The sequence below is a fragment of the Phyllobacterium sp. 628 genome (assembly GCF_014189505.1).
Classification (GTDB): Bacteria; Pseudomonadota; Alphaproteobacteria; order Rhizobiales; family Rhizobiaceae; genus Phyllobacterium.
The window spans coordinates 313114-323636 of the sequence record NZ_CP050301.1 but is presented as its reverse complement, the minus strand read 5'-3'; the positions used below and the strand labels follow the sequence as shown (position 1 = coordinate 323636).

Annotated in this window: 14 protein-coding genes and 1 tRNA gene; 7 read left to right on the top strand and 8 right to left on the bottom strand. The window is 50.6% G+C overall.

The features are described from left to right. Window positions 1-37: 37 nt before the first annotated feature. Complete coding sequence (locus HB779_RS03160; protein WP_188344361.1) at window positions 38-331, top strand: hypothetical protein; 294 nt, start codon at window positions 38-40, stop codon at window positions 329-331. Here the strand turns inward: HB779_RS03160 and HB779_RS03155 are convergent. From HB779_RS03155 to HB779_RS03125, 7 genes are all read right to left on the bottom strand, one after another. Then, window positions 324-908: a GNAT family N-acetyltransferase gene (locus tag HB779_RS03155; RefSeq protein WP_188344360.1), complete on the bottom strand. Its 585-nt coding sequence runs from the start codon at window positions 906-908 to the stop codon at window positions 324-326. The two genes, HB779_RS03160 and HB779_RS03155, sit on opposite strands and share 8 nt — an antisense overlap. Then, window positions 908-1441: a phage tail protein gene (locus HB779_RS03150; RefSeq protein ID WP_188344359.1), complete on the bottom strand. Its 534-nt coding sequence runs from the start codon at window positions 1439-1441 to the stop codon at window positions 908-910. Before HB779_RS03150 ends, HB779_RS03155 begins: the two co-directional genes overlap by 1 nt. Window positions 1442-1504: 63 nt before the next feature. Further along, the gene (locus HB779_RS03145) at window positions 1505-2035 is read right to left on the bottom strand and encodes a phage tail protein (RefSeq protein ID WP_188344358.1); all 531 of its coding nucleotides are present in this window, start codon (window positions 2033-2035) and stop codon (window positions 1505-1507) included. 36 nt (window positions 2036-2071) lie between these two features. Beyond that, window positions 2072-2602 (bottom strand): phage tail protein, encoded by a 531-nt coding sequence (locus HB779_RS03140; protein ID WP_188344357.1) that lies wholly within the window; start codon window positions 2600-2602, stop codon window positions 2072-2074. Window positions 2603-3033: 431 nt separating this feature from the next. After that, on the bottom strand, window positions 3034-3675 hold the full coding sequence (locus HB779_RS03135) for a hypothetical protein (RefSeq protein WP_188344356.1): 642 nt from the start codon (window positions 3673-3675) through the stop codon (window positions 3034-3036). A 180-nt stretch (window positions 3676-3855) separates the two neighbouring features. Continuing rightward, window positions 3856-4557 carry a Stf0 family sulfotransferase gene (locus HB779_RS03130; protein WP_188344355.1) on the bottom strand — a complete coding sequence of 234 codons (702 nt, stop codon included), beginning with the start codon at window positions 4555-4557 and terminating at the stop codon, window positions 3856-3858. Then, a complete protein-coding gene (locus HB779_RS03125) occupies window positions 4557-5909 on the bottom strand; it encodes a glycosyltransferase (RefSeq protein WP_256440640.1) in 1353 nt (450 codons plus the stop codon). The genes HB779_RS03130 and HB779_RS03125 overlap by 1 nt, the downstream gene beginning before the upstream one ends. A 177-nt stretch (window positions 5910-6086) precedes the next feature. On the opposite strand from HB779_RS03125, the gene HB779_RS03120 reads away from it, so the two are divergent. From HB779_RS03120 to HB779_RS03105, 4 genes are all read left to right on the top strand, one after another. Continuing rightward, entirely contained in the window at window positions 6087-6722 is a 636-nt protein-coding gene (locus tag HB779_RS03120; protein ID WP_188344353.1) for a hypothetical protein, read from the top strand. Between the two features lie 339 nt (window positions 6723-7061). Then, complete coding sequence (locus HB779_RS03115; protein ID WP_371823884.1) at window positions 7062-7403, top strand: acyltransferase family protein; 342 nt, start codon at window positions 7062-7064, stop codon at window positions 7401-7403. A gap of 74 nt (window positions 7404-7477) precedes the next feature. Continuing rightward, window positions 7478-8244, top strand: a protein-coding gene (locus HB779_RS03110; protein ID WP_371823908.1) for an IS5 family transposase whose coding sequence is annotated in 2 segments (ribosomal slippage) — window positions 7478-7799 and window positions 7799-8244 — 768 coding nt in all. Because the reading frame shifts where the segments join, the coding sequence is not laid out codon by codon here. Continuing rightward, window positions 8228-9046, top strand: coding sequence for an acyltransferase (locus HB779_RS03105; RefSeq protein ID WP_188344351.1), 819 nt, complete (start codon window positions 8228-8230; stop codon window positions 9044-9046). The genes HB779_RS03110 and HB779_RS03105 overlap by 17 nt, the downstream gene beginning before the upstream one ends. A gap of 194 nt (window positions 9047-9240) precedes the next feature. On the opposite strand, the gene HB779_RS03100 is transcribed toward HB779_RS03105, so the two are convergent. After that, window positions 9241-9330: transfer RNA gene (locus HB779_RS03100), tRNA-Ser, on the bottom strand. Between the two features lie 351 nt (window positions 9331-9681). On the opposite strand from HB779_RS03100, the gene rplU reads away from it, so the two are divergent. Together rplU and rpmA are read left to right on the top strand one after the other, a co-directional pair. Continuing rightward, window positions 9682-10161, top strand: a complete 480-nt coding sequence (rplU, locus tag HB779_RS03095; RefSeq protein WP_188344350.1) for a 50S ribosomal protein L21 — start codon at window positions 9682-9684, stop codon at window positions 10159-10161. A 24-nt stretch (window positions 10162-10185) separates the two neighbouring features. Continuing rightward, window positions 10186-10458, top strand: coding sequence for a 50S ribosomal protein L27 (gene rpmA, locus HB779_RS03090; RefSeq protein ID WP_182548684.1), 273 nt, complete (start codon window positions 10186-10188; stop codon window positions 10456-10458). Window positions 10459-10523: the final 65 nt, after the last annotated feature.

Here is a 10523-nt window from a genome sequence, read left to right as displayed (position 1 = left end):
ATTTGCTCTAGGCAACAAAGCAAGCAATGGGGTTGGGATGGGGATTGTAACGCTGGATCATTTCGCCCGCTGCGTCGGCGAAGGGTTTGAAATCGATATGGGGACGGCGTCTCTTGTTTTTACATTGACGGAAGCGCGACCCTTGCCCGAACGCGGCTTTGCCGGAATGACACGAGCCCCGTTTTCCCTCCTGTTCCGCAGCGAGTCGAAGGTTCTGCTGCCGCAAAAGATCTACAGGTTGAAGAACGCGGCGCTTGGAATTCTCGACATCTTTCTGGTGCCGGTGGCCAGGGACAAAGACGGGATCGTTTATCAGGCTATCTTCAATTAACGGCTGCCAATGCATCCGGTGGTTCTGGCGAGACCGGATGCGCGAGCCATTGCATGCGTATGTGAGTATCGCTGATATCAGCCACCTTGAATCCAAAGGCCTGATAAAGATCGCGCGCACGCCTGTTGTTTTGATCGACATGCAGAACAATGCCGCTGGCTTGCCTGGCGATTGCCGCCTCCTGGATGCCGGTCAATATGGCAGATCCGATCCCCTGATTGCGCCATTCCGGTAAAAACCCGATATCGATAACGTGCCAGTTGTCCGCGGCCATCTGGATATAAAGGCGGCCGATCGGGATGCCGTCTTTCTCGATGATCAGAAAATCCGTTTGCGGGAATGCTGCAATATAATAGCGATGTTGCAGATCAAACTGCTGGTCCAGAAATGCGGTCTTGTGTTCCTGCGGCCACGGCACCTGATCCAGTTCATCCTTGCGGAACGAGTGATATAGCCGACGTAGAAACGGCAGGTCATCAAGCGTCGCGGGGCGTGAGGAACAGGTCGGAATAGAGAGCCTGCTCTCCCATGGTCGAGCCGGGAATTGTGGTAGCTGGCCAGTCGCTATGTTCGTCATCAACCGAAGGCTGGAAATACGCCCGCCAGTGCGATGCTGAAGTTGATTGCCAGATAAGGTTGCCGATTTTCATGCGGCTGACTGCCGCCAGCAACACCGATGACATTCTGCGCAAACTGGGTGTTTGGTTGGACATTGGGCAGAAACGGACTGCTCGAATTCGGCACGCTCAAGGAATTGCCCGTGCCGGGCGAGGCGGCGCGCTTGCTGGATTCGCTCTGATTATAAAGGGTCAGAGAATGTGCATGCGCCGGCATCTCTCCCTGGGTCAGCGTTATGCTTTCGTTGCCAAATGTTTCGCCGATATTGCGTCGCGTCAGGCCTGCACCCTGACCTTGATTACAACCCGCACGATTGGCAAAATTGGGCAGTTGGAATGTGGTCGTGCCATTGCCGCCATACTGGGTACCAAGCAGGGAAAACAACGCCGTATTTTGCCGGATAGGAAGTGTTGCCCCATTGCAGCTCCCCCAGCCCTGAGGAGCAAAGTTGAAACCGAACAATTGGATCTCACCGATGAAAGGTTCTGTCATTGCAGTGTCCTTGATGTGTGTGGCGCCGGTGTTCGGCTGATAACAAGCATCCTGAGAAGTTAATCAGCCCTGTGACGGGAAGATGCCAGCCCAGGCGATGCAATACTGCACCGTCAGTGTCGGCATTGTGTTGTCATGCATGATGGTCGACCCGACCATACTGGTTGCCGCAGGCGATGTTCTGATCGGGGTGGCACCGCTTATATCGGTGGCGTACATCGTGTCCCCGTTCAGTGCAGCCAACTCAACCGCTGATCCGACCGACGTCGTGTTGGCGAAGCCGGTGGTGGCAAAATAAGGATGTGTGTGCGCCGGCATCTGGGTAGGAAGAAGCGTGACGTTCTCGCTGCCGGCGGATTGGCCGATTACATAGGTTGACAAGCTAGGCCCCGTGCCCTGATGGATCGGCACACGCCCGCACAGATTGGGCGTTGCAAATGTTGACTGTCCGTCACCGCCATAGATTGTACCAATCAGGGTGAACAGTGCCTCGTATTCCGAGATGGGCTGCAGAGAATTGTTGCAGGCCAGCCACCCGTTGGGTACGCGGGAAAAGCCGAACAGGCGGATTTCTCCGACATAGGGAGTGCTCATCGTTGGTCCTCCGAGCAATAGGTTGATGCGGTGTTGTCAATTGCGGGACGGATAAATCCCCGATAGTGCGATGCAATAGTTGATAGTGTCATAGGGCTGGATATTGGCATGCGGTTGGCTACTACCCGCTGGCGTAACAGTCTGACTCGACAGTACAACCTGAGCCCCACTGGAAGGGCCGTAGATATTGGCGCTGTTGGTGCCGTAGAGTGCATTGCTCGGATTACGCAGGGTGCCGCCGCTGGTCGTTCCTGTCGCTGCATGAATATGCTGAGGCAGTTGCTGCGGGAGCAAAGTCACGTTCTCGACCCCGCCCGTTTCACCAATCGGGTAAGGTGACGGCTGCCACGAAGAGTCAACAGAGGGCCCAAACCCAACCGCCGTGCGGCTCTGCATGTTGGGTAATGCAAAGTTTGTGGTTCCGTTGCCCCCGTAAAAGGTGCCCAGCAGAGAGAACAGTGCCTGATTCTGACTGATTCCCATAATTTGCCCATTGCTTAAGGCAAAGCCTTTCGGTGCAAACTGAAACCCCGCAAGCATAATCTGGCCAAGAAAGACTTCTGACATGCCCCACCTCTGAATATTATTATTTATTGAATACTATATTCAATCGATAAATACATTGAAAGCAAGCATAATTTTTTTTGGTGTTGCAAAAACAAATAATGAGTGATTGTAGAGTATTTATCTGCAATCAAAATCGTTCAAAACTCACTCGTATGGGACTTATAAAAGGGAGAGTTACCCGTAGCTTTTTCTTCCATTCTGTCGGGAAAGCTTCTCGAAAGGCGTGATGGCGTCAACCGTTTGCGAGATCATGAGCGACGTTGCTTCCCATCGGTCGTATTCTGACCCGTTTAGCCGCATTGTGCTCAACCCGGGATAAGGCGCGCGACCTTCTCCGTCTATTGTTTAGCTAGGCACCATTGATGAAAACGTTCTGCGAACCAGTAATGACTACGCCGCCGCAATCCACCGGACAGCCAGTGTAAGCTTACTCATTTAGAATAATCCCGTACATTGCAGGAAATAACGCTTTCGAACTTTCTGCAATTATATCGTTCTTCCAAGTATCCAAGTTTTACATCTGATACCAGGGCTCGCGATTTTTCCTCATTTGCATCAGGCCCGAGAATAGTAAAAACCTGAAACTCTGGAACAAATCTTTCCTCTCGGGTTTTCGGATGATAGTCATATGTATTTCCAGCTGTAACCAGAACCGAGCCCTGCCTTTCTGGTGGAACCTCGCTTTCCAGAGATGGTAGGAAGCGAAAATCGTAATTTCCTCCCTTGGGATAATCAAAGCGTACAATACTGACTTCACCGGAAGCGCGGGCAGAAAGCCGTCTGTCATGCCCGGTTATCGGATTGCGCGCGTCCAAGCGCGAGTCAGATCGAGCCGGGTTTGGTTGATCGGGATGCGGCTTCCACTCATCAACCGGAATCTCATTAGGCACTACGAAAACAGTCCCGCCACGATCGAGCAATGGCCTATCGAGATAAATAGTAACATCTGATTTCATGGCAGAGTCTTGTGCTTCAACAATATGGACATTGGCAAACAGCGCTAAAAAAACTGCGCTAACGAAGAGGGAAAACGTAATGGTTTTTGGTCTTTTATTGCCAAGCTGATCAAGCATTCAGGTCGATGCTGGCCGCCTTCAGGCTGATATGATCTTCTTCCTCAACGATGAGTTGTGAAGACGACGAAGCAATATTCAAATGCCCCTGAACCCACACGTTCATTGTTTGTAGCCTCCAAATGATATGAATACTTGCTGATAACCCAAGAAGATAAGGGGAAAGTCCTTATCCGCTCGTCAAAACTGAAGAAGAACGTCAGGGTCGCCATATTCGCCACGAAATCGTGTTGCCCATGCTTCGTTCATCATTGTTCTTTGTACTGAAACATTGACCGCCTTCACAACAGGTATTGGTGTCGGGCTCAATCCCATTAAAGCTGCAATTTTTTCAACTGCTCCTTCCGGATCGGCAAGGACATCTTCGTAGATAAGATGTAACGGTGCGATTCCCGTTCGTGCAAAATAGAACGTCCAGCGAGCGTTTTCGATAATGATTTGACGCAATTGCTGGTTGATCAATATTGCATCAAATACAGGTTCACCATGTGCCGTTTGGGTTGCGCGAAACTGGCCTGTTTGTAGTGCAATTGCCCATGAAATGGCCTGAGCAACAAGATCGTTTCTGGTCAAATACACAAAGGACAGATTAGGCAAAACTTTTGTCCAAGCGATTTCACCTGAGATCCAGTCATGCTGATGGGCAAATAACTTCAAGGCATAAATCGAATTGTCCGTACAACCTGTCGATAATATTTCATTGATTTGTCCAGCTACGTGGTCGGGATAGCCGGCGTTTTCAAAATGCCGGCGCCCTCGCCAATTGAAATATTCGAGAGGCTTCCCCAAAACACCAGTGCTTGAAATCAACTGACAGACAAAATTGCTCCCTGTCCTTGGCGAGGTGCATATCGCAAAACCACGAAGCTTGGCTGAGCTCATCAATCTTTTTCCCGCGATATTCTTTGCCGCCGGACAGCATTCATCCTCCTGAATATGGAGGGTACCAATGTCTGGTAGGCAAGTTTGAGATTGAAAAGAATATTGTACGATTTTGCCGTGTGATCTTGAATCGCGTTGAGTTCATTTGACAGGTCTGACGTTTGCCTGGAGAGAAAATCAATTTGAGCGACAGCATGGTTTGTTTGAGCGGCCGCAGCAGATAAACTCTCCACAATGAGAGCCGTTCGAGAGGATAGGGCTGATATTGTCTTGGTGGCTTCATCCGAGTGAGAAACAAGCGCCGAGATATTCTCACTCATCCTGGAATATTCAGATTCATATCTTGGCATCCAGCACATTTCGGAAGCGATCTTGTACCATATGCGCTCTTCGCCGGTGACAATCAGCTCTTCCATCCAGCGGGCGTTGGCATCTGCAATTTGAACTGGATCTATCGTGCTGGCTAACCTGATTGCAGCTTCGTAGACGGATGTATAGGCGGCCACGTAATCATCGGTTGACGCGGTTTCTCTCAAATGTGCAGTTACTTTGAATGCGTCTGCAGCATCATATTTTTCGATCGCCTCTGTGATAAGCGCGCGTGTTGTAGGACGTCTAAGCAGGCGAACGCCAAAATTGTTCTTTCGCCAGTCCTTAACATTTGACGATGCAAGATAGCCCGCGAATCCCCGTTCGTCGCATACCACGACAGCGCATCCGACGAATGCCGCTTCAAGAGCCATTCTGGCAGTTGCAAAAACGATGTCATAACCCAGCAATTCATTTGCAAGATTCGTTGATACCTTGCCGACAGCAGGACCGAGCTCATCCAGTTGAAGATTAAATGTGCTGCAGGCATCCCGGACGGACTGCAAGTGAGCTGTATTTTTTGTCAGAAGCAAAGCACGCTGTGGCTTTTCCGGTAATGCGTCTCGCATCTTAAACCGGGCCGGATCGACAGAGTTCAGGATTACGCTCAACTGCGCTTCCGGGACGCCACGGGCAAGGCATTTGTCCTCGCACGCCTCATCGACCCCAACCCAACGTTTGATTTGAGGGTGAAACAATGGAGCTTCAATCTCGAAGAAAGCGCTATGGCACGTGTATACGACAGGTGTATCAGGAAACTTGGCCATTGCGATGAAGCACGCTGAAATATGATGCGCGTGGATAACATCGGGTCGGTCGTGAATTTGCGAAATGCGATCGTAGACTCTGTGTCCCCTATAGGCCATTCGCTTGGCTTGCTCTCCAATGGTTGGAGCAAAAATCATTGTATCATGTCCTGCGCTCCGGAGAGCGTCAGCAAGTAGCTCAACGACGTTTTCTGTCCCTGAGTTTCCAGCCAGCATGAAATTTGTAATTAATACCCGCAATCCCACAGTTCCCCCGATTTACTGTCGAATGATAGAATGCTTTAGTATGAAAAGGGGGGCAAACAAATAAAAAACATTCTTATTCTAGCGCATCCTGGCCATGAGTTGAGAATTCACCATTGGCTTGAGTTGAACAAGCCAACTGTATATTTATTGACCGATGGTTCAGGCGGCATGGAGAAGTCGCGTACGCACTTCTCACGACAAATTATCGAAGATTCCGGTAGTTTGAGCGGGGCGGTTTTTGGAAGTATTCCCGACAAGGTATGGTATCGTTCACTGCAGGAGAAAAACTTTACTTTCTTCCATTCGATATTGGCAGAGATAGAGCGCGATTTGACCGAATATGAACATTATCAGATCGTTGCAGATGCCGTTGACGGTTATAATCCGATCCATGATCTGGCGGCCGCCATGGGTACAGCGCTCCAAAAAAGATTAATTAATCGCAAAAAGCGAGCGGAGCTTTATTTTTCTGCCGCAGTTCCGGGTGTGCTAGGTGAACGCCATGCTGAATTTTGGCTCGATGATGAGGCAAAAGCGCGTAAAAACAGAGCGGTCCAAAATTATACGCCACTCGCTGAAGAGGCAAGGCGCATCCTCGATCAGGATAAAACGGCTCTCGATCGGGAGACAATCATTCATCAAGTTTTTGACTGGTCATTCCCTCATTGTCCTCAATGGGAAACTATTGGGCGGGATCGGGTTGCTGCCGGTGTCTATCCGTCGTGTTTGACATTTCGGGATCATCTTCAGCCGGTAGTGCTTGATTTGTTGGGTTCACCGTAAAATGCGACAGCGCCGATGATATTCGTCCGCACGTGTAACCCGCACGTTCATATGGCAGAAACAATCATCTTTTGCTTGGTGCCGAGATCGTGATTACCAACTCCACGCCGTCTCAGGTTGCTGACCTTGTCAGAACTACCTTTGATCAATGAAAAATCATACCTGCCGATATTGAGTGCTGACGGCTTGTAGCCAAGGAAGCAATTGAAGCTGCGGAAGATGAAGCTGGATGCGAACACCGCGGGGAAAATCTCATCTGACCATCATTCGAGTAAAGGAAAGCTTTCCTGTGTGGCGTATTAGTTCACCAGGGATTCCGCTGTTCAATCGCACCTCGGTATGATTAGAAGGCGTAGCTTCGGTCGAACACCTTCCAGCATTACTGCTCACCATTGGCGAATAATGAGTTCCTCAGATTTACCCCGCAACAATCGATTGGATCACATGAGAGCGCTTGCTGCCTTCATGGTATTCAACTGGCATTTTTTGCATTTTACAAATGGTTACCCGGTACCATTTGAGGGTTCTCCCTCTTTGTTTTTTTTGGCAATCCTTGACGAAGGTCATAGCGGGGTTGCGCTATTCATGACTCTCAGCGGCTATCTTTTCGCCAAAATACTAGATGGTCGGAGCATTAGATATCCCGCGTTCATCCTGAGAAGAATGCTTAGGACGTGTTGACAAAGAGGGTTTTCAAATCACGTAGGTTTTGATTCAAGGTAGCTTTCACGGAGGTTATCTTGATCCGAGGTTTGATGAGCGATGAGGAATGGGCCTGCCTGGAACCATTTGTGATTGAACGAGGCGCTCGCAGTGGGCGACGACCAAGAGATCACCGGCTTGTTCTGGATGGGGTATTTTGGATCGCACGGACAGGTGTCGCTTGGCGCGACTTGCATGAACACTTTGGCAAATGGTCATCAGTTTACCGCCAGTTCCGGCGCTGGACACTGTCGGGCTTGTGGGATGTGCTGCTTGAGGCCTTTAACGAAAGTGGTGACGGTAATCCCAGCCTGCAAATGATCGACAGCACAATCATCCGGGCACATCATTGTTCAGCCGGCGCTAAAGGGGGACTCCGCGTCAGGGTCTTGGCCGCTCAAAAGGTGGCTTTACGACCAAAATCCATCTCCGTATCAATGCGATGGGCCTGCCCATAGCCTTCACACTGACTAGCGGAGAAGTCTCGGACTTCAAGGGATACATGCCCGTTATGGACGCCGACGGACCCGCGCCAAAGGTGCTACTGGCTGACAAGGGTTACGATGCCGATTTTATTCGTCAGGACATGGAAAAGCGCGGTGGTATCGCCTTGGTGCCGACCAAACGCAACAGGCTCGTCCAGCTTCCCATCGATACCGCTATCTATGCCCTGCGCAACATGGTCGAACGTTGCTTCAACAAGTTGAAAAACGCTCGAAGGCTTGCAACCCGATACGACAAAACCGCCGACAGTTATCTCGGCTTCGTCCACATCGTCTCAATCCGCCTGTGGATGCGCCACTTTGTCAACGCCTCCTAGGTTGTTGCCATTACTTTTCCTCGTGATTGTCATCGTAGCGATCAAACTGCTATTCGAAGGTGGCGACATGTGGGCCTATGGAAAGCAACTGACAGAAGGTGTGATTGGACCAAGCCTGCCTAATGGTGGTTGGTCAATTACGGTCGAACTACATTTCTATCTGATTTTGCCATTGCTATTGTTCTTCTGCCGTAGCTCCCCGGCCTTGCTCTTGGTTATTCTTGCCTTGGCAATCCTTGGTCGAGCGTATCTTTATCATCGCGATGGAAGTGTCCAATGGTTCGCATATTGGACAATTATCGGTCGTATCGATCAATTTTTGTTCGGGATATTGGCATTCCAGTATCGGCGTCGAGTTGTTGGGCAACACAGGTGTGTTGCTGTGGCAATGATAGGATTTCTGTTGTTTTACTGGCATTTCGATCGAATGGGCGGGATGCTTCAAATGGGTACATACCCGTCACCTGCTGCTTTGTGGATCATTCTACCCACAATTGAAGCCTTGGCCTACAGTTTACTGATTGCTTATTACGATAATACCTTCAAACCAACAAATGGGCTGATTTCCGGGTTTGTGGCGCGCGTTGGCCAATGCTCGTACTCAATTTATTTGCTGCACTTTTTCTTCGTTTTTTGGATGGCGCGGTTTGTTAATGAGCGCATCATGGATATTTCCTACTTCTACGCTGCGCTACCCTGGGCGGCTATAAGTTTCCTAATGTTCGTGCCGTTAGCATGGCTCAGTTATACTTTCGTTGAGAAACCATTTCTCCGCATTCGCGTGCCCTATTTGAGGGAATGAGTGTTGGCGCGCCCTATCTGGTTTCGATATTGCCTGTGTTTATCTGTCCGTAAAAAGCCCTTTAACTACCCGCGAATGGACTTTTCACCCTTGCCATCTGTCGTTGTGCAGAGGGCCAAGTGTTTTGAGTGCCCGTAGCTCGGTTATTTATCGGATGCTTTTGCAGCTAGTTCAGCCGGCCGTGATAAGAATAATGGCGGAGAGGGAGGGATTTGAACCCCCGATGGAGTTGCCCCCATGCCGCATTTCGAGTGCGGTGCTTTCAACCACTCAGCCACCTCTCCGCGTAAGGGATCATCTTGAAGACCCCGAAATAGAGTGGCAAAGAGAAATCTCTGCCAGTTGCCGCGATGCCCCGAAGGGCAGGCTTGAGCGTGCGACGCGCTAGATAGCGGGCAAAGCGCAAGGATACAAGAGCAATTTTGCGTTAAATTTCTTGACTCTGTTATAAAGCTGACCTTATAAGCGCCCGACGACTGGCGTGGGGGATTCTCCGCGCCGTTTGTTTTTGAGTCTGGGTGCCCATTTCTGCAAGGATTGAAAGCACCTTTCGATTAATATGTCACGACTGACAAAAAGACGGTTATTGCCCTTCAAACGGCACAAAACCGAACCGAACGCCGAAAGGGCACAAAATGTTCGCAGTCATCAAGACCGGTGGTAAGCAGTATCGCGTTGCCGCCAATGACCTTCTGAAGGTCGAAAAAGTTGCCGGCAATGCCGGTGATATCGTTCAGTTTGCTGAAGTTCTGATGGTTGGTGTCGGTGCAGACGCCACGATCGGTGCTCCAACTGTAGGCGGCGCGCTGGTCACAGCTGAAGTCGTTGAACAGGGCCGGGCCCGCAAGGTTATCGCTTTCAAGAAGCGCCGCCGCCAGAACTCCAAGCGTACGCGCGGTCATCGTCAGGAACTGACGACGATCCGGATCGCCGAGATCCTGACGGGTGGTGCCAAGCCTTCGAAGACTGCCGCTGAAAAGCCGGTCAACAAGAAGCCTGCTCCGAAGGCGGAAGCTGCCGTTGTGGAAGCAACCGAGACCAAAGCCGCCCCAAAGGCCAAGGCTGCGCCGAAGAAGGCTGCTGCCAAGGCTGAGAAGCCCGCTTCGGGCGAGTAAGAACAGGTTTAAAGGAGTAATCCCATGGCACACAAAAAAGCTGGTGGTTCATCACGCAACGGTCGTGATTCCGAATCAAAGCGCCTTGGCGTGAAGAAGTTTGGCGGCGAGAAGGTTCTTGCTGGCAACATCCTCGTGCGTCAACGCGGCACCAAGTGGCATCCCGGCGTCAATGTTGGCCTCGGCAAGGATCATACACTCTTCGCTCTTGAAGCTGGTGTTGTCTCTTTCCGTACCAAAGCCAACGGCCGTAGTTTCGTGTCGATCGTGAACCCGATCGCCGAAGCAGCAGAATAGCTGGTCCTGCTTAAAGCACCGGCGTCCCATCGGACCCGGTGAAAAATGGCAACCGCCAAAGATCA